Origin of the sequence: Lacisediminihabitans profunda, assembly GCF_008040105.1 — a bacterium.
Taxonomy (GTDB): Bacteria; Actinomycetota; Actinomycetes; order Actinomycetales; family Microbacteriaceae; genus Lacisediminihabitans; species Lacisediminihabitans profunda.
On the sequence record NZ_VRMG01000009.1, the window covers coordinates 1 to 17,144 of the forward strand.

Below are 17,144 nucleotides of genomic sequence, written 5' to 3' on the forward strand. Positions count from 1 at the left end.
CGTCGACCATTGGAATCCGCCGTACCTAAGCGCGAATCCTTTGCGGGCGGGTCATACGGACACGGCGACCAATGCCAATCTGCGTCCTGGCGGCCGATGCGCTGACTGTCCGGCTTGCGGAACGCCCGATGAAGAGTCCGGCTATCGAGCGAGCCTCAGGTCGCTCACTCCGAACCCGCCCCGCGGAGGCAATGCAGCTTCGATCTGGTCCACGGAGAAAGGCAGTTTGGGTCGGAGTTCTGCCGGTAAGTCCGGAGTGGGTGGGGCGGCTTCGGAAACGCCTTCGGCCAACATCCGGGCCTGCGCTTTAGCAATCAGGGGGACTTTCATCGTCCACTCGGTCAGCTGGGCAACGATCCGGATAAACCAAACTGGTGACGGTACAACGGCAACGCGGCGACCGACAACTCGCGCGACCCGGTGGACTACTTCGCTCAGCATCAACTCCTCGCCGCCAGTGACGGCGACGGTGGATTTCGGAAGCTTGCCTTCGATCGACGCGACGAGCACATCGACCATCTCACTGACGGGGATTGGGCGGATCGGCTTCTCGTGGAATCCCACGGTGGCAAAGAGCGGGATTGTCTGAACGGAATGGCTGACGTGGTCTACGAGGTGATCACCGTGACCGTAGATCATTCCGGCTTTGAGAATTGTGTAGTCGAGACCTGAGTTACGCAGGAGTTCCTCGGCGGCCCATTTCGACTCATGGTAGGGCGAACCGCAATCCGGTCGAGCTCGCAAGAAGCTCAGCATCACGATTCGTGTGACCCCTGCCCGTCGTGCGGCCTCGATGACCGTGCGCGTGCCGTCGATGTGAACTTTTTGGTAGGTCTGCTGGCCGATCTCCCGATTGATGCCAGCGCAGTGCGCGACGACCTCACAGCGGGCGAATGCTTCCGTCAAGGCCTCAACGTCCTCGAGGTCGACGCCCGTTCGGCGAGAGACCGTCACAATGTCAGCTGCGTCGAACCGCTCGGCGAGGTGGCGACCTACGAAGCCGGCGCCACCGGTAATTGCGATCTTCATCGTTGCGATCCCCTCAAGAAATCCTGTCTATCCAGAAGTTAGGCCCTTGTTAGCTATTTAGCAATGATGCTAAGTTGTTGCTATGCAAGACAACGTCAGTGAGATTTTCGAGGCGCTCGCACATCCGACTCGTCGCCAGATCCTCCAGGATTTGAAAGATGGCGAACTGGCTGCGGGTGAGATCGCATCCCGGTTCCATGTGTCCGGGCCGACCATTTCGAGGCACCTCGGCGTGCTTCGCGGTGCAGGCCTCGTAACCGAGCGAAGGGATGCCAACCGCATCCTCTATTCGCTGGTCGGCGATCGACTCGCGTTGTCTGTCGGCGATTTCCTCTCAACCGTGTGCCCTGAGCAAATCGTGATGCGTGAGGTGCGAAAGCGATCGAACGCGTCGCGGCGCGAGAAGGTCACGGAGGCCACCGCATGAGTGGATTCAAGACGCTGCGCGCTCAAGTTCGCCGTCGCCTTTTCGAAAGGGCGGCCTAACGGCTACGGGGCTCGAACTGATGACATCCACGGCGTAAACGTGGCTCGCGATTACGACGTCATCTTCTTCTCCTGCTTCGACCGACCCTGGGCCCGAGGGGTGTTGAATGCCCTCCCCTGCACCGACCTAATCCCGGTCATCGACGGCGGCATCACGCTCGACAATTTCCCGGACGGGCGCATGCGCAATGGCATCTGGCGCGCACACACACTTGCGCCTGGGCGACGATGAATGGCCTGCCTCGGCCAGCTCGGGGTCGGCGAGATTCCTCTCGACAAACAGGGGCGGCTTGATGACCCGGAGTACATCGCGGATGATGCGGGGCGGTCGTACACTGCGGAGATGACTCTCGCCTCGTTCGCCGCCTTCTCGGGGTTGTGCGTGCTCTTGGCCGTAACCCCTGGGCCGGATACATTCCTTGCTCTGCGCTTCAGCATGGCCAGGCGGGCGGCCGGGATCGCCAGCGGCCTTGGCTCGTCGGTCGGATCGATCGCGTGGGCTGCGCTTGTCGCCGCCGGTCTCGCCGCACTGCTTGAACAGTCTGCCGAGTTGTACCGAGTCGTGAAGATCGTCGGAGGACTGTACCTGGTGTATTTGGGCATCAGCACCTTCATCAGGGCCAGGCGGTCGCGTGCACGATCAGCGGAGAATCGCCCGCACGCTGCCGCCGTTACCGTGCGCGGACTCGGCATCAGGCAGGCATTCGCGGCCGGGATGGCGTCGACGCTGCTGAACCCGAAGGTTGGGTTGTTCTTTCTCGCGATCGTGCCGCAGTTCGTCCCAGCGCACCAGGCGACAGCGGGTTGGACCCTCATCCTCGGTGTGACCTTTGCCGTCATTGGCGGGATCTACCTCACGGTAATCGCGTTCGTCGCCTCACGTGTGACGGGCTGGTTGAATCGACCCGCGGTAACGAAGTGGCTGGAGCGGATATCCAGCGGCGTCCTCGCCGCTCTCGGAATCGGCACGATCGTGCTGTCAGCGCAGGAGTGACCCGACGCCTGCGTTGCACTGTCGTTTGTGGGGCGTCACGGGGCGCCCTTCTACCGCGCCGACGACGTGGCGAGCTTGACGCGCATCACGCTTCAGGCGATCGACGAGCTGGTTTGGGAGCGCCGCCTGCTGGCGCTCACCTCGCCCTCCGGTGCTGTCGCCAACCTCACTAGACCCGGATGCGCGGGACCCGCTCGGCAGTGCGCTGTGGCTAAACCGAGTGAAAGGCCCGGCGGTTTCGATCGTTGCGGCGCAACAGTGTCAACCACACCCTTGCCGCTAGAAGCCCGACCCAACACGTGCAAGGTCCCTGGTGTGTGGTGGAGGATTCAGGAAGTGGATTAGCCCCAGCCCTGTCGCTCTGGCCGCCCGCTCTCTTTTCGCCGGAGGGTCAGGTCGGCAGTAATCCGCGGGTTCACGCGAACAGGCCCGTCACAGTTGTGCGCGCAGCACCGCCCCCGCGCACGGTTCCCTTCATCAAAGGTGGCGTGACGAACTCGGTCAACCTCCTCGACCAACGTTCCCGGCGGGTGGTCTTCGTCGGGCGTCGCAACAACCCCAGCCGTTCATCGGCTGTTTGGTTGCCCCCCTTTGGGGGCCATGTCAGTGTCTTTACTTGGGCCGTAGCGAGGCCGCACTACCGGTACGAGCAGCCGTCGACATCATCGCGGGTCTGCGTTCTCAGCAACACAAACTCCGGAAACAGGTATGCACATGAACAGCAAATCTCCTCGGCCATGGCAGTCCAGCCTGCGCCATCTCTCCTCGGTAGCCAAAGGACACCGCATCCTTACCGTCACCGCGGCGGGCTGCGCACTTGCGCTGCTGGGCGGCGGCATCGCCACCGCCTCGACGCTCGCTTTCGGCAACCAACAGGTCGGAACCCAGTACAACGGCGGGGAACAGATCGCCTCCAACCAGATGCTCCAGCCCATCGGCGACCGTCTGATGACGCCGTTCGGCAAGCTCATGGGCTCGGTCGTCAGCCCGAATGGCCGCTACCTCGTCGGAACCAGCGCCGATCGCTCGGTCGACCTGCAAGTCTTCGACCTGAGCACGTATAAGCCGGTCGCCGCGGCCGGCACCCGCTCCGTCGCCTCGTTCGCAACCGCCGCGACTAACGCTGGCTACGGGAACATGGCCTACCTCAAGATCTCCGATGGCACGGTCGGCCAGGAAGGCCCGGTCTTCTCCGCTGACGGGAAGTTCCTCTTCGCCCCGGTCGCCACCGGCATCGTCCGGTACCCGTTCAACGCCGACGGCTCGCTCGGAGCCGGCACCACGATCAGCATCCCAACCACGGGTGGCCTCCAATCGCTGACAGCCGGCATGGCCTTCTCCGCCGACGGCTCGACCCTCTACGCCGCCGTCAACGGCCAGAACACGGTGGTCGCGATCGACGCGGCCGCAGGCACGATAACGAAGACCTTCGCCGTCGGGATCGCCCCCCGCCAGCTGAAGTTCGTCGGCAACACGCTCTACGTTTCGAACGAGGGCGGCCGTCGGGCCGTCGCGGGCGACCCGACAATGGGCTCCTACGGAACCCAGGTGCCCGCCGACACCACGCTGGGCACCACCACGACGGGTACGGTCAGCGTCATCGACACGGCGAACCCATCGACGCCGGTGTCGTCGATCCCCGTTCAACTCCACCCCACGGCGATGTACCTCGACGGCACCACCCTGTACGTAGCCAACACCAACAGCGACACCCTCTCGGTCATCGACACGAAGACCGGCACGGTCAGGCAGACCATCGCGACGCAGCCCTGGGCCTCGTCGAAGACCGGTTATGAACCGACCGCGATCACCATGCAGGGCGACCACCTGCTGGTTTCCCTTGGCCGCGCCAACGCCATCGCGGTGTACAAGATCGACCGGAAGGACCCACGCGACCCGGCGAGCTACATCGGCCTCCTGCCGACGGACTACTTCCCGCAGAACGTCAGCACGGTGAATGGCCAGATCGTGGTCACCAACACGCGCGGCATCGACGCGCGCGGCCCGGCGATCACCTACAACAAGGGGGAGGGCACCGTTCCGGCGACGGGCCACGGAACCCACTCGACTACCGCCTCGCTCACCCGGTTCACCCTGCCAAGCGATCAGAAGATCCAGAAGTACACCGCGGCCGTATTCACCCAGAACGGCTGGGATGCCAGCTCGGTGCTGCAGGCCCACGGAAGCCAGGGCGACAACCGGCCGGTCGAGGCCATCCCGAAGCGGATCGGAGATCCATCGGCCATCAAGCACGTGTTTCTCCTCGTCAAGGAGAACCGCAGCTACGACCAGCTCTACGGCGACATGAAGCAAGGTAACGGCGACCCGTCCCTGGCGCAGTTCGGTCAGAAGGTCACCCCAAACCAGCACGCACTAGCGACCCAGTTCGGCCTGTACGACAACATTTACGACATCGGCACGAACTCGGCCGAGGGCCACAACTGGCTCATGCAGGGCGACAACCCGGCCTACACCGAGACCAGCGCGGGCGAGTACACCCGCTCCTACGACACGGAGGAAGACGTGCTCGGCCACCAGCGCTCCGGCTTCCTCTGGAACTCGATCCAGTCCGCCGGCAAGACCGCACGCAACTTCGGCGAGTTCGAGTACGGCGAGGGCAAGTCGGCCGACGCGACCTGGCAGAAGTACTACTGCACGGCGAAGGACGTCATGGCGGGCGGTGACGCGGCCCAGCTGTTTTCTCCGTCGCTTCAGCTGCACGCCAGCTCCGCCATCCCGTCGCTCAACGCCATCACGGATCCGAATGCCGCACCGTTCGACCTGGCGATACCGGACATCTACCGCTACCAGACCTGGAAACAGGATTTCAAGAAGAACGGTCCGGCGAACCTGAACATGGTGTGGCTGTCGAGCGACCACACGGGCGGCACCGCCGACCCCGAGGCCCAGGTTGCCGACAACGACCTCGCGGTCGGCAAGATCGTCGACGAGATCTCGCACTCCCCATACTGGAAGGACTCGGCGATCTTCGTCGCCGAAGACGACACCCAGGACGGCGCCGACCACGTCGATGGCCACCGGGCTCCCATCCAGGTGATCAGTCCGTACGCGGTGCACGGCAAGACGGTCAGCACGTTCTACTCGCAGATCAGCTTGGTCCGCACCATCGAGCAGATCCTCGGCGCCCAGCCGCTGAACCAGAAGCTCGCCGCGGCGACGCCGATGACCGAGGCGTTCACCAACAAGGCCGACCTGACACCGTACAACTCGGTGCTCAACCAGGTGCCCCTGACCGAGGGTGTGGTGACCGCGCCTGACTGCGGATACGACACGCTCGGCGCGACCGGCGCCGCGGCGGAGGCGGTCAACGCCGCAGCCGCCAAGGCGGCCGTCATCCCGCCGGCCGAGAAGACCGTCGCCGCCCAGTGGCAGAAGTGGTCGGAGAAGCAGCGCTTCACCGGGACCGCCCGCCAGGATGCGGTGCCCGACTTCAACAACCCGGAGCTGATGAACCGCTGGACGTGGTACCAGACGAAGCACTGGACGTCTCCGTACCCCGGGGACGCAAAGATCTACGGTCCTGACGAGGTCCCCGGCATCCCGGCAGGCTCGACCAGCCACAACGACGGCTGACCACCGGGCAGCGGCACGGACATGGGCACCCAGCTTCAGCTGGGTGCCCATGTCCAGTTCGAGCAGACCCGAGTGTCGCTACGTCAGAGGCGGTGGCTCTTGAGCGTCGAGGAGCGAAGGTTCGGGGTCCGGCTTCGACACGACGAACCAGCCGTAGCCGAGCAATTCGGCAGACTCCGCTCTTATCTAAGCGGGCTCCGTGGGAACGAGTTCACGTCGAAGCGCGTCGACGTACCACGAGGTGATTGAGGTCGGGTGGGTGATTGCCGTTCCGACAACGACCGCGTAGGCGCCCCGGTCGAGCGCCTCGCTCGCTTGAGCGGGCGTTCGGATTCGGCCTTCGGCAAAGACGGGGACGCTCAGGGCGGCTGCCATCTCACTGATCAGCTCGAGGTCGGGTCCGATGGTCCTCGGGCGCGCGCCCGTGTATCCGGAGAGGGTCGTGCCGACGATGTCCGCCCCGGCATCCTGAGCCGATAGGCCGTCCTCCAAACTGCCGGCATCGGCCATGACCAACGCTCCGGTGGTCTCATGGATCGCCCGGATCGTTTCCGCGAGCGTCAGGCCGTCGGGGCGATCGCGGCGAGTGCCATCGATCGCGACGATGTCTGCTCCGGCCTCGGCCACGGCGATCGCGTGCGCGAGAGTGGGAGTGATGAAGACATCACCGTCTCCTACCTTCAACAGCCCGATGAGGGGGAGTGCGACAAGTTGTCGGATAAGTGTGATGTCCTCAATCCCTTGGGCGCGTATTCCCGCGGCCCCACCTGCGGCTGCAGACATCGCAATCAGGGACATGGCGCGTGGGTCTCGAAGGGGTTCACCAGGATAGGCCTGGCAGGAGACGATTAGTCCGCCGCGAAGGGAGTCGATCATGCGAGTTTCTCCAAGAGGTCGAAAGCTTGTTTTGCCGAGCCGATGATGGCGGCGTCGTCGCCCAACTCGGCTTTCACCAGCAGGACGTCACTCAGAATGGGCAGGGCCGTATCGCGAAGGCCCGCCTCCATTGCGGACCACCACGGTTCGCCCGCGTTTCGCATCCCGCCCGCAATGATGATCACGTCTGGGTCGATGACATTGGTGAGGCCGCCCAATGCCTGGCCGAGAGTTCTCCCCGCGGTGGACACGGCACGCGAGGCGAGCGGATCTGTCTGCGCGAGCCGAACGACCGCGCGTGCATCCTCCTGCCCGGGGTCTCCTCCGAGCTTCAGATAATAGGCGTGAAGTGCGGTTCCTGAGGCGATTGCCTCGACATGGCCGATGCGGCCGCAGGGGCAGAGCATCCCATCCGCTTCCGCGACCGGCAGGTGGCCGAAGTGACCAGCCACACCGTGCGCCCCGGCTTGAACCACCCCATTGATCACAACCGCTCCGCCGATGCCGGTGCCTACGGCCGCGACCAGCACAGTGCCGTGCCCACGCCCCGCCCCCACGAACGCTTCACCCACCGCATGCGCGTGCACGTCGTTGCTCGCGGAGACGGGAAGGCCGAGTCCGCTCTCCAGCAGGAGGCCGAGTTCTGTGCCGGCCCAGTCCCTAAGGTGATCCGTGGCGGAAATCACGCGTCGAGTTATCGGGTCGATGACCCCCGCCGAGCCCACTCCCACCGCGACGACCTGAACGCCTTCCCTGAGTTCGCGTGCGAGCCCCAAGGCTTTGGTGACGATCTGTGTGCCGCCGAGAGCGGCCGGGGTTGGAGTCTCCGCGCGGCGAACCACGGTGCCGGCACGATTGACGAGCCCGGCGGCGATCTTGGTACCACCGATGTCGATCCCCAGTGCGAGGTCGCTCACTTTTCTGATTCTCTGGTCACGGCAAGCTGGAAGGTATACCGGTCGGCCCGATAGATGGTGCGGGCGTATTCGATCAACTGGCCGCGTCGGGATGAGCTCACGCGCGTGACGGCGAGCGCGGCGGTGCCCGGCTCCACCCCGAGAAGTCGGCTTTGTTCGTCGTCGAGTGCGATCGCCTGGATTTCCTGTTCCGCGCGATGGAGTTCGTGGCCGGCTCGATCGAGCTGCGAGTAGAGGGACTCGGTCAGTTTGAAGTCCTCAAGGGCGAGCACCTCTCTCGGAAGGTAGACGTCCTCGATCGCCATCGGATTTTCGTCAGCCAGCCGGAGTCGTCTGATGTGGGTGCATTCCGAGTCGACTGGGATGCTGAGTGAACGCGCGATCTCGCCGGTCGCCGGCACGCTGGTGAGCGCCAACACTCGGGAGGAAGCGGCAAAGCCACGGCTCATCATGTCCTCGGTGAACGAGGTCAATTTGGGTGTCTTCAGGAACAGGTCGGTGGATCCCACGTATGTCCCTGAGCCGTGGATGTTGTACACGCGCCCCTCGTCCACGAGCTTGGCGATTGCCTGGCGTACCGTCATGCGGCTCACACCATAGACCGACATGAGGTCCCGCTCGGAGGGGAGCGCGTCGTGTGGCCTCAGGGATGCGGCGATGGTGTCGCGAATGCCTGCCGCTACAGTCTCGTATTTATGAGCCATCGCACGTTCTCCTCAGATCGAGAGTCATTATCCTTTGACCGCCCCCGCGGAGAGACCGCTCACCAAATATCGCTGGGCGAAGACTGCAAATGCCAGCGGCGGCAGGGTGGAAAGAAAAGAAGCGGCGGAAATGTCGCCCCATCGGATACCCGTACTCGTCACGAAGTTAGCCGCGCCGAGGGTGACCGGTGTGGAGTTCGACGTGGAGAGTACGAGTGCGAAGAGATAGTCGTTCCAGGTGAAGATGAACACGAGTACCGATACCGCCACCATCGTGGGGGCCAACATCGGCAGCACGATGCCCAGCAGTGTGCGATAGACGCTTGCGCCGTCCATGGCTGCGGCTTCTTCGATCTCGTTGGGTATGTCCCTGAGGCCCGAGGCCAACAGAATGATGGCCAGGGGCAAGTTGAGGAAGGTGTTCGCGACGATCAGTCCGAGAATCGTGTCTTGGAGTCCCGCTGCCGAGAACAGCACGAAGAAGGGCACGACGAAAAAGATCGCGGGAAGGAGTCGCAGTCCGGAGGCGCTATTGATGATCCAACGACCGCCGAATCCGAGACGGATGATCGCATACGTCGACGGCACGGCGATGAGGAGGACGAGCGCCACGGTTCCGAGGGCGATCAGCGTCGAGTTGAGGAAGAACTGCGGGAAGTTGTAGCCCGATGCGTAGAGCACGTTGGCGTAGTGGTCGAATGTCGGGGCGGTGGGGAGGCTCAGCGGGTTTTTTGCGATCTCCCCGGTGGGCTTGAAGCTGACCAGAAGGGCATTGAGCAGAGGAACGTTGACGAGGAGTGCGACCAGGCCCACCGCTATCGTGAAGATCCACTTTCGGCCGTTCCTCGGAGAGCGGCGCGTTCTCGGCACAAGCGGCGTGCTGAGTGCGGTCATCTCTGTGCCTCGATTCCTGTTGATGCGATTCTCTTGACGATGAAGGGAACGAAGGGGATTAGACACACCAGCACGACCAGCGCTGCGGCGGCCGCCTTGCCGAAGTCCCCCGACTCGAACGCGGCCTTGTAGATGTAGATGCTGAGTGTCGTCGTGCTTGTTCCTGGCCCACCCGCGGTGAGCACATAGATCACGTCGAACGTTCGCAATGCATCGATCGTTCGAAGGAAGAAGGCCGCAAACAGCACGGGCTTCAGCACGGGCATGATCACGTGGACGAGCGACCGGAAGGGTCCGGCTCCGTCCATGGCCGACGCCTCAAGCAGTTCCCCAGGAAATGACTGCAGCCCCGCATAGATGATCAAGAAGGTGAACGGCGTCCACTGCAGGACATCCAGAACGACGAGGAGCGGAACGACCGAACTCGGGGAAAACAGTGAAACGCTGAGGCCCATCCCGTGAAGCAAGGCGGGGACCGCGCCGATGTCCCCGTTAAGCAGCAATCGGAACATGATTCCGAGGAGCGCCGGTGCCACCATGATCGGCAACAAGATCATGGTGAAGAAGAGCTTCTTTCCGGGAAAGGTCCGGTTGAGCAGGAGAGCCAATCCGAATCCGAGCACCATTTCGATGGTCACGACGATGGCAGAGAAGCCGACCGTGAAGCCGGCGGATTTGGCGAAGCCATCGCTGCGGAATAGGGCGATGAAATTCTGGATGCCGTTGAACGATCCGGACTGGTCGAAGATGGTGCTCGCTTGAAATGCCGTCAATCCCCCGGCCAGCAGCGGATAGACGATGAAGGCGAGGGCAAAGGCCATCAAGGGTAAGGAGAGCAGCACAGAGGCGGCCGTCTTCTTTCGCTGTCCTGCGGTGAGAGCCATAGGTTCGGTCACCTTCCAATGAATTCTGTTCTCGTGGACTTAGTTGAAACGAGTGAGGACGATGAGACCCGCAGACCCGAACTGCGGGTCTCATCCTGGGGCAAGACGGTGCGAGAACTGCTTACCCGAGCAGTTCCTGCAGGTCCGTGTTTGCCGTCTTGAGAGCGTCATCCACCGGGGTCTGTCCGACCCAGGCTCCGCTCAGGTCTTCTGCCAGCTTGCTGTAAGCCTCGAAGGTTTTCGGGAACACCGGTTCGGCATATCCGTTTTTCGCAATGGTTTCGGAGACCTTCGTGAACGCAGGGTTGAGCGAGGCCTTCGCCTCGAGCACCTTCGGCATGGCGGGGATTCCGCCGGCTTCGGCGTATTTCGACATGGCGCCCTCGGTCGCGAGGTAGGAGAGCCATCTCTTGGATGCTGCCTTGTTCTTGCTGTATTTGTTCAGCGAGACCGCGAGAGCGTGAACATGCGTCTTACCACCGGGAACCGGGGCGATTCCGATCTTGCCGGCTACCTGCGGTGACTGGGCCGGGTCGTTGAGAGACGCGAAGGCGGCGGACCACTGTATGGCGAATGCCGCACTTCCGGCCTGCAGAGCGGCCTGGGTCTCGGGAAACTCGGCCTGCGAGCTGTCGGGCGACGTCCACTTGTTCTTGTAGATGTCGGCGTAGAGCGACACGGCCTTCTTGGCCGCACTGGAATCGAGGTTGGCCTTGCCGTCCTTCGCCCAGTTGCCGCCATAGCCCCAGAGCACGTCGTTCCAGATCATCGTGTTGTAGAGCAGGTTCTTGGCCTGCAGGATGGTGCCGTACTCGGTCGGAGACTTCGGGTTGTCTGACTTGGAGAAGTAGGCGGCCATTGCCTTGAAGTCTTCCAGGTCCCAGCTCTGCGGGTCTTTCGGGGCGCGGGCCTCACCCAGAACCGACTGGGAAATCTTCTCGTACTCGGCAGAAGCCACCGGGTCCTTGATGAGCGCTTCGATGAGGTCCGTGCGGTAGAGCAGGAAGTGGTTGCTGACATCCAGCGGGAGCGCGTAAAGCTTGCTCTTGTATTTCAGCCCATCAACGGCGACGGGAAAGTAGCTTGACGTGTCGATGCCGTCAAGCGGGTCGAGCGATGGAGCATACTGGCCGACGTTGTATGAGGCGGTCCAGTAGATGTCCATATTGCTGGACTTCGACGCCATCAGCGCCGTCTCTTTCGTGAACGTGTCCTGGCGTGACAGGAGGACCACGTCGACCTTGACCTTGTCCTTCTTGCCCTGTCCAGCGTTGTAGGCGGCGACGACCTTGGCCATTGCGTCTCCCTCAGGCCCCGGCCACGAGACCATCTTCACGGTTCCCGTCCCGCTGCCTTCCGTCCCTCCCGCCGATGTTGAGCATCCCGCCAGCAGAGTCGCCGTCAGGAGCGTTGCTCCAATTGCCCAAAAGCGCTTTCCGCGCATCCTATCCTCCAAAGTGGTCTATACCAGTTGTGGGAATAGACTTGCACTGCTCGATCTTGGTGTCAAACACTTCCTGTTTGGTTTACACAATCGTAACAACTGGTACGGTCCACATTTGACACCAATCCTTTGATTCGACATCGTGTGACCAGCAATTCACCACTAGAGAGGGAGATCTCATTGACTGAAGTTGTTATCGTCGACAACCCGGATGCCGCGGGCGCACTGGTCGCGGCACACATTCTCGATCTCATCCGTGCCAAGCCGGCCACAACCCTCGGCCTCGCGACAGGGTCGACCCCACTCGCCCTCTACCGGTCACTCGCCGCCCAACTCCCGTCTGGTGGCGTGGATGTCTCTCTCGTTCGTGGCTTCGCCCTTGACGAGTACGTTGGACTGCTCCCCGGCCATCCCGAAAGCTATAGTTCGGTGATCGGTCGCGAAGTTGTCGGGCCGCTGGGTCTCACCCCGGAACTGATCAGTGTGCCCGACGGCAGCCTTGCCGGCATCCGCACTGCCGGGGATCACTACGAGAACGCCATCATTGCGGCGGGGGGAATCGATCTTCAGATCCTGGGAATCGGGTCCGACGGGCACATCGGGTTCAATGAACCCGGATCGTCGCTCGCCTCGCTGACCAGGGTGAAGACTCTCACCCAACAAACGCGCCGTGACAACGCAAGATTCTTCGCATCGGAAGCAGACGTGCCGCTGCACTGCATCACGCAAGGGCTTGGCACCATCCTCCGCGCCCGCCACCTTGTGCTCCTCGCGTTCGGCAACGGCAAGGCAGAGGCGCTTGCCGGGGCGGTAGAAGGACCGGTGTCATCAAGCAACCCCGGGTCGGCCATTCAACTGCACCCGCATGTCACCGTTCTCGCCGACGAAGCCGCGGCCAGTCACCTCGCAAACCGTGACTATTACCGATTCGCCTGGGCGAACAAGCCCGAATGGCAGGGCATCTAACCTGACGAGTGCCGCGACCCGGTCGAGCTGCTTCACGCCTTTTCCGCTGTGCTACGCCGGGCCTCAAGCGAGCCCGGATCCGCCGACCGACTCCCCTTAGCCTCGCGCGGGCGCCGACTCCGAGCGCAGAATGGACCAGACCTGCTTGTCGTGGAAGGTGTCCCCGATCTTCCACGACTGGCGCAGCACGCCCTCGAGGGTCATCCCCAGCCGCCGGGCGACGTCCGCGCTGCGCGCGTTGTCGGCACGGCAGCGCCACTCGGCACGGTGCATGCCTCGCACGCCGAACGCCCAGTCGAGCAGAGCGCGGCACGAGAGCGTGATGAGGCCGAGACCCTCCGCATCCGGCTGCAGCCAGCAACCCAGCTCGCAGGTGCCGGATGCGGGGTTGAACTCCACGAACATCACGCCACCGACGAGCACACCGCCGTGCCAGATGCCAAAGATCCGCGCACCGTCGCGCGCGGTCTGCTCGGCGTAGCGGGAGAGCGTGGCGTGGGCCCCTGCGAGCCCCTCGGTGACGAAGCTGGGGCCGACCCACGGGCGGATGTGCTCCCGGGCGCGGTCCATATGATCCGCGAACTCGCTCGCGTTCCAGACCTCGAGGGGGCGCAATTCGGCGGTGTCGGACAGGGATAGGGCGAACATGCTTTTCAGCCTCTCACATGGCGCGCGCCGCGAGGCGAGGGCTGGCTCGTCGATCCACGCGACGGCGAGGGCCGTCGTCCCGCTCAGCCATTCACCAGATTCGCGGCAATCTGCCGACTCAGCCAACTCTCGAAGTCAGACGTCGACCAGCCGCAGGTGACCACCAGGGAGCGATAGAGCGCCGGGTTGTTGTAGACCCACAGAGCATCGGTGGCGCGCTCGGCGAACGACGCGGTGAGCGCCCCGATGTCGACCGCGTGACGGACGACCATTGCGGCGCCGAGCCGCCGATTTCGTTCGACCTGATCCCAGAGGGAGGCCAGCTCGGGAGAAGAATCCGCCGCCCGTCGCAGCACCTCGAAGATCGCCTCGGTGCGTGCACCGACCAGAGCGCAGACGGCCGCGTACGCCCGGGAGAGCTCGTCCACCGACGTCGAGTGCACCACGGGACGGAACCACGGGCGCTCGGCTACCGGGATCGGTTCGTCGTCGCCGGCAAGCGCCTCGTCGACGAGGGCCTTCAACAGCGCGGGCTTCGAACCGAACCGTGCGGTGACCGTCGGCCTCGCGACGCTCGCCGCAGCCGCGATCCGACTCAGAGACGCTGACGCATATCCGTCTTCCAGGATCAGCTGACGGGCGGCGGAGAGGATTGCCCGCCGGGTTCTCTTCGCTCCATCGTCCCTGATCGCCGAGGTGTAGCGGCGGCTATCGCGACCGTCCTTGACTCCAGCCATGAAACGAGTATATTCGCGACTATTAAACATAACGTTGGACATTGAATTGCGGATGACCACCGATGAGACAAACAGGGAGCGAACACATGGCCGAGACGGCTCACACGAAGGCCTCGGTGCTGAGATCCGAGGAAGGCCAGTCCTATTGGTTCCTCGACAGTCTGGTCACCGTCAAGGTCTCGGGGTCGCAGACCTCAGATCGGCTCACCGTGCTCGACTTCCTCAATCCCCCCGGCTTCGCGCCCCCCACCCACCGGCACCTCGTGGAGGACGAGATCTTCTACGTCCTCTCCGGCTCGGCGGTCTTCTTCTGCGACGGTGAGACCTTCGACGCCGGTCCGGGTGACACCGTCTTTCTGCCCGTCGGCTCGACGCACTCCTTCCGCGTAGCGGACGACCAGCCGTTCAGGACCCTCCAGATCACCGTGCCATCGGGCTTCGAAGAATTCACCGCCGAGGCGGGCACCCCCGCGACGGGCCACGTGCTTCCGTCGCCCGGCCCCATTGACTTCGCCGCGGTCGGCCAGGCGGCCGCTCGTCACAACATCGAGATCCTGGGACCGCCGCCGGCCAAGTGAACTCGTCTCGGCGACCATGGGCGATATTTTTTCCGATCCGCGTCACGGGCGCGGTGGAAGAATGGGATCGTCCTCGTCAAACCCGAAGGAGACCTCATGACCGTCACGCTCAACCCGTACCTCAGCTTTCGCGGCAACGCGAGGGAGGCCATCACTTTCTACAAGTCGGTGTTCGGCGGCGAACTCGCCATCAGCACCTTCGACGACTATCACGCGAGCCAGGATCCGTCTGACGCGAATCTCGTCATGCACTCGATGCTGACCGGCGACAACGGACTCACGCTCATGGCATCGGACACCCCCCGGCCCCGGGAGTACAACCCAGGCGACAACATCTCAATGTCGCTCAGCGGTGCCACGTCCGACGAGCCAGTGCTGCGCGGCTACTGGGACAAGCTCATCGATGGAGGCACCGTGACGATGCCCCTGGAGAAGGCGGTCTGGGGCGACACGTTCGGCATGTGCGTCGACAAGTTCGGCATCGCCTGGCTGGTCAACATCGCCGGCGCGCCCAGCTGAGAGCGCTACTCAGCCGGTCAACCACGCCCACCAGGATCGCTTCGCGCGAGCTCGACACTCCGGTGCGGCGTTCAGGATGAACTCCTGGTACTCGCGCACCGCCGCCTCGGAGATGAAGGTGGAGAGCCCGCAGGCCTCGCAGACCCGGATGTAGTGATGCGTGGCCAGACCGACACCGTAGTAGGGGTTGTGAACCGTCTTCATCCAGCCGGTGCATTCCGGGCAATGCATGGGTTGTGCGAACCGAGCGGGGATGTTCGGCCCGACGTCGATCACGAGCAGACGATCGAGTCGGCGTGAGACGCGGGCAATCGAAGGCGTGCTACCGGGGAAGGACGAGACATCGTGCACCTGCAAACGAATTCATGGCGAGCCGCTGACGCGCCTCTGTGATTCACCGTTACAGGTCGATGTGTGGATGTGCTGCCCAGACTCCCACGCAGGGCACGTGGTCGAGGAAATCGTATTCCGGTCGATTGTCGAGCCTGAATCGGTTCCCCAAATGGACAGTAACACGCGCCGGCCGCGTTTGCCCCCTTTCCGGAAAGCGGATTCCCGTCGACGGGCGGGCGACACCGCCTTCTCGTCCGGGTCGATCGGGGTCCAGCCGTCGCTGGCGTGGCCCCGCTACGGCAGGATGTGGCCCGCGGCGGTGAAGAGCCGGTACCACTCCTCGCGGCTGAGCGGAATCTCCGACCCGGCCGCGGAGTCCTTCACCCGCTCGGGCTTTGTCGTGCCGAGCACGACCTGGATGTTGGCCGGATGACGGGTGATCCACGCGACGGCGATGCCGGTGGGCGTGACGCCGTGGGCGGCCGCGATCTCGTCGAGTGCGTCGTTGAGTGGCCCGAAGTTCTCCCGGTCGCCGAGGAACACCCCGTCGAAGAAGCCCTTCTGGAACGGAGACCACGCCTGCAGCGTGATGTCGTGAAGGCGGCTGTAGTCGAGGATCCCGTTGTCGCGATCGATCGACTGGTCGAGCCCCGCCATGTTCGCGGCGATTCCGGCAGCGATCAGCGGCGCATGCGTGATGCTGAGCTGCACCTGGTTGAAGGCGAGCGGCTGGGTGACCGACCGCTTGAGGAGCTCGATCTGCCCGGGGGGCTGGTTCGAGACACCGAAGTTGCGCACCTTGCCCGCGTTCTGGAGCGTGTCGAAGGCCGCGGCGACCTCGTCCGGCTCGACCAGGGTGTCCGGACGGTGCAGCAGCAGGATGTCGAGGTACTCCGTGTTGAGCGCCTCGAGCGACTCGTCCACCGTGCGGAGGATGTGCTCCCGGGAGAAGTCGAAGAACCCATTGCGGATGCCCACCTTGGACTGGATGATGACGGACTCACGATCGACCGGCGTGAACGTGACGGCCTCGCCGAACCGCCTCTCGCATCCGTGCGCGCCCCCGTAGACGTCGGCGTGATCGAAGAAGTTGATGCCGGCATCGCGCGCTGTGCCGACCAGGGTGCGGATCTCCTCGTCGTCGAGTTCGGAGATCCTCATCAGGCCGAGGATCACGTTCGAAGCGGTGAGGGTCGTCTGCGGCGGAGTGAATGTCTTCATCGGTCCATTCTCCCGCGCCCACGCGACGGGCCCCGCCGTGCGGTCAGGCGCCGATCGCCAGCAACACGTGATAGACGACGTAGACCGGCCAGACGAGCGCCTGCAGCAGCCCCAGGATCACGGCCCAGAATGTGCCGTCCGATCTGGAAATGAAGTAGATCGCTGCCCCGATGTACGCCAGCAGGAAGGCGAACCCCCACTGTCCGTCCCGCACCGTGACCCGTGTTCTGCCGTCCGTCGCCATTCGATGCTCCGATCATCCGAGATCTTCTTGACTAGCCCATCGGGCCAAGGCTAGCCCGGCACGAAACGGCGCGACA

Annotated in this window: 18 protein-coding genes; 6 read left to right on the plus strand and 12 right to left on the minus strand. The window is 63.7% G+C overall.

Annotation, left to right across the window (positions count from 1 at the left end):
- Positions 1 to 141: 141 nt before the first annotated feature.
- Complete coding sequence (locus tag FVP33_RS13265) at positions 142 to 1,029, minus strand: SDR family oxidoreductase (RefSeq protein ID WP_147784168.1); 888 nt, start codon at positions 1,027 to 1,029, stop codon at positions 142 to 144.
- An 82-nt stretch (positions 1,030 to 1,111) separates the two neighbouring features.
- Here FVP33_RS13265 and FVP33_RS13270 point away from each other — a divergent pair, with 82 nt between their 5' ends.
- The 3 genes from FVP33_RS13270 to FVP33_RS13280 all read left to right on the plus strand — a co-directional run bounded on the left by FVP33_RS13270 (position 1,112) and on the right by FVP33_RS13280 (position 6,103).
- Positions 1,112 to 1,456: a metalloregulator ArsR/SmtB family transcription factor gene (locus FVP33_RS13270; protein WP_147784169.1), complete on the plus strand. Its 345-nt coding sequence runs from the start codon at positions 1,112 to 1,114 to the stop codon at positions 1,454 to 1,456.
- A gap of 402 nt (positions 1,457 to 1,858) precedes the next feature.
- The gene (locus tag FVP33_RS13275; RefSeq protein ID WP_147784170.1) at positions 1,859 to 2,509 is read left to right on the plus strand and encodes a LysE family translocator; all 651 of its coding nucleotides are present in this window, start codon (positions 1,859 to 1,861) and stop codon (positions 2,507 to 2,509) included.
- A gap of 714 nt (positions 2,510 to 3,223) precedes the next feature.
- Entirely contained in the window at positions 3,224 to 6,103 is a 2,880-nt protein-coding gene (locus FVP33_RS13280) for an alkaline phosphatase family protein (protein ID WP_147784171.1), read from the plus strand.
- Between the two features lie 186 nt (positions 6,104 to 6,289).
- Here FVP33_RS13280 and FVP33_RS13285 read toward each other — a convergent pair whose 3' ends face one another.
- The 6 genes from FVP33_RS13285 to FVP33_RS13310 all read right to left on the minus strand — a co-directional run bounded on the left by FVP33_RS13285 (position 6,290) and on the right by FVP33_RS13310 (position 11,675).
- Positions 6,290 to 6,979, minus strand: coding sequence for an N-acetylmannosamine-6-phosphate 2-epimerase (locus FVP33_RS13285; RefSeq protein WP_147784172.1), 690 nt, complete (start codon positions 6,977 to 6,979; stop codon positions 6,290 to 6,292).
- Positions 6,976 to 7,896, minus strand: a complete 921-nt coding sequence (locus FVP33_RS13290; protein ID WP_187270716.1) for an ROK family protein — start codon at positions 7,894 to 7,896, stop codon at positions 6,976 to 6,978. The genes FVP33_RS13285 and FVP33_RS13290 overlap by 4 nt, the downstream gene beginning before the upstream one ends.
- Complete coding sequence (locus FVP33_RS13295; protein WP_147784174.1) at positions 7,893 to 8,600, minus strand: GntR family transcriptional regulator; 708 nt, start codon at positions 8,598 to 8,600, stop codon at positions 7,893 to 7,895. The genes FVP33_RS13290 and FVP33_RS13295 overlap by 4 nt, the downstream gene beginning before the upstream one ends.
- Positions 8,601 to 8,627: 27 nt before the next feature.
- The gene (locus tag FVP33_RS13300; protein ID WP_147784175.1) at positions 8,628 to 9,494 is read right to left on the minus strand and encodes a carbohydrate ABC transporter permease; all 867 of its coding nucleotides are present in this window, start codon (positions 9,492 to 9,494) and stop codon (positions 8,628 to 8,630) included.
- On the minus strand, positions 9,491 to 10,390 hold the full coding sequence (locus FVP33_RS13305) for a carbohydrate ABC transporter permease (protein WP_147784176.1): 900 nt from the start codon (positions 10,388 to 10,390) through the stop codon (positions 9,491 to 9,493). The genes FVP33_RS13300 and FVP33_RS13305 overlap by 4 nt, the downstream gene beginning before the upstream one ends.
- 109 nt (positions 10,391 to 10,499) lie before the next feature.
- Complete coding sequence (locus tag FVP33_RS13310) at positions 10,500 to 11,675, minus strand: extracellular solute-binding protein (protein ID WP_147784177.1); 1,176 nt, start codon at positions 11,673 to 11,675, stop codon at positions 10,500 to 10,502.
- Between the two features lie 327 nt (positions 11,676 to 12,002).
- On the opposite strand from FVP33_RS13310, the gene FVP33_RS13315 reads away from it, so the two are divergent.
- Positions 12,003 to 12,788 carry a glucosamine-6-phosphate deaminase gene (locus FVP33_RS13315; protein WP_147784178.1) on the plus strand — a complete coding sequence of 262 codons (786 nt, stop codon included), beginning with the start codon at positions 12,003 to 12,005 and terminating at the stop codon, positions 12,786 to 12,788.
- A 96-nt stretch (positions 12,789 to 12,884) separates the two neighbouring features.
- Here the strand turns inward: FVP33_RS13315 and FVP33_RS13320 are convergent, their stop codons facing one another.
- Together FVP33_RS13320 and FVP33_RS13325 are read right to left on the minus strand one after the other, a co-directional pair.
- Positions 12,885 to 13,436 (minus strand): GNAT family N-acetyltransferase, encoded by a 552-nt coding sequence (locus FVP33_RS13320; RefSeq protein ID WP_147784179.1) that lies wholly within the window; start codon positions 13,434 to 13,436, stop codon positions 12,885 to 12,887.
- An 83-nt stretch (positions 13,437 to 13,519) separates the two neighbouring features.
- Positions 13,520 to 14,173 carry a TetR/AcrR family transcriptional regulator gene (locus tag FVP33_RS13325; protein WP_147784180.1) on the minus strand — a complete coding sequence of 218 codons (654 nt, stop codon included), beginning with the start codon at positions 14,171 to 14,173 and terminating at the stop codon, positions 13,520 to 13,522.
- Between the two features lie 86 nt (positions 14,174 to 14,259).
- On the opposite strand from FVP33_RS13325, the gene FVP33_RS13330 reads away from it, so the two are divergent.
- A complete protein-coding gene (locus FVP33_RS13330) occupies positions 14,260 to 14,751 on the plus strand; it encodes a cupin domain-containing protein (RefSeq protein ID WP_147784181.1) in 492 nt (163 codons plus the stop codon).
- 96 nt (positions 14,752 to 14,847) lie between these two features.
- Positions 14,848 to 15,270 carry a VOC family protein gene (locus tag FVP33_RS13335; protein ID WP_147784182.1) on the plus strand — a complete coding sequence of 141 codons (423 nt, stop codon included), beginning with the start codon at positions 14,848 to 14,850 and terminating at the stop codon, positions 15,268 to 15,270.
- Between the two features lie 9 nt (positions 15,271 to 15,279).
- On the opposite strand, the gene FVP33_RS13340 is transcribed toward FVP33_RS13335, so the two are convergent.
- From FVP33_RS13340 to FVP33_RS13350, 3 genes are all read right to left on the minus strand, one after another.
- Positions 15,280 to 15,474, minus strand: coding sequence for a hypothetical protein (locus FVP33_RS13340; RefSeq protein ID WP_147784183.1), 195 nt, complete (start codon positions 15,472 to 15,474; stop codon positions 15,280 to 15,282).
- Positions 15,475 to 15,897: 423 nt separating this feature from the next.
- The gene (locus FVP33_RS13345; protein WP_147784184.1) at positions 15,898 to 16,824 is read right to left on the minus strand and encodes an aldo/keto reductase; all 927 of its coding nucleotides are present in this window, start codon (positions 16,822 to 16,824) and stop codon (positions 15,898 to 15,900) included.
- 43 nt (positions 16,825 to 16,867) lie between these two features.
- Positions 16,868 to 17,068: a hypothetical protein gene (locus FVP33_RS13350; protein ID WP_147784185.1), complete on the minus strand. Its 201-nt coding sequence runs from the start codon at positions 17,066 to 17,068 to the stop codon at positions 16,868 to 16,870.
- Positions 17,069 to 17,144: the final 76 nt, after the last annotated feature.

Coding starts and splice junctions, on each gene's coding strand:
- FVP33_RS13265 (WP_147784168.1), bottom strand. CDS start 1,029: ATGAAGATCGCAATTACCGGTGGCGCCGGCTTCGTAGGTCGCCACCTC.
- FVP33_RS13270 (WP_147784169.1), top strand. CDS start 1,112: ATGCAAGACAACGTCAGTGAGATTTTCGAGGCGCTCGCACATCCGACT.
- FVP33_RS13275 (WP_147784170.1), top strand. CDS start 1,859: ATGACTCTCGCCTCGTTCGCCGCCTTCTCGGGGTTGTGCGTGCTCTTG.
- FVP33_RS13280 (WP_147784171.1), top strand. CDS start 3,224: ATGAACAGCAAATCTCCTCGGCCATGGCAGTCCAGCCTGCGCCATCTC.
- FVP33_RS13285 (WP_147784172.1), bottom strand. CDS start 6,979: ATGATCGACTCCCTTCGCGGCGGACTAATCGTCTCCTGCCAGGCCTAT.
- FVP33_RS13295 (WP_147784174.1), bottom strand. CDS start 8,600: ATGGCTCATAAATACGAGACTGTAGCGGCAGGCATTCGCGACACCATC.
- FVP33_RS13300 (WP_147784175.1), bottom strand. CDS start 9,494: ATGACCGCACTCAGCACGCCGCTTGTGCCGAGAACGCGCCGCTCTCCG.
- FVP33_RS13310 (WP_147784177.1), bottom strand. CDS start 11,675: ATGGCCAAGGTCGTCGCCGCCTACAACGCTGGACAGGGCAAGAAGGAC.
- FVP33_RS13320 (WP_147784179.1), bottom strand. CDS start 13,436: ATGTTCGCCCTATCCCTGTCCGACACCGCCGAATTGCGCCCCCTCGAG.
- FVP33_RS13325 (WP_147784180.1), bottom strand. CDS start 14,173: ATGGCTGGAGTCAAGGACGGTCGCGATAGCCGCCGCTACACCTCGGCG.
- FVP33_RS13330 (WP_147784181.1), top strand. CDS start 14,260: ATGGCCGAGACGGCTCACACGAAGGCCTCGGTGCTGAGATCCGAGGAA.
- FVP33_RS13335 (WP_147784182.1), top strand. CDS start 14,848: ATGACCGTCACGCTCAACCCGTACCTCAGCTTTCGCGGCAACGCGAGG.
- FVP33_RS13340 (WP_147784183.1), bottom strand. CDS start 15,474: ATGAAGACGGTTCACAACCCCTACTACGGTGTCGGTCTGGCCACGCAT.
- FVP33_RS13345 (WP_147784184.1), bottom strand. CDS start 16,824: ATGAAGACATTCACTCCGCCGCAGACGACCCTCACCGCTTCGAACGTG.
- FVP33_RS13350 (WP_147784185.1), bottom strand. CDS start 17,068: ATGGCGACGGACGGCAGAACACGGGTCACGGTGCGGGACGGACAGTGG.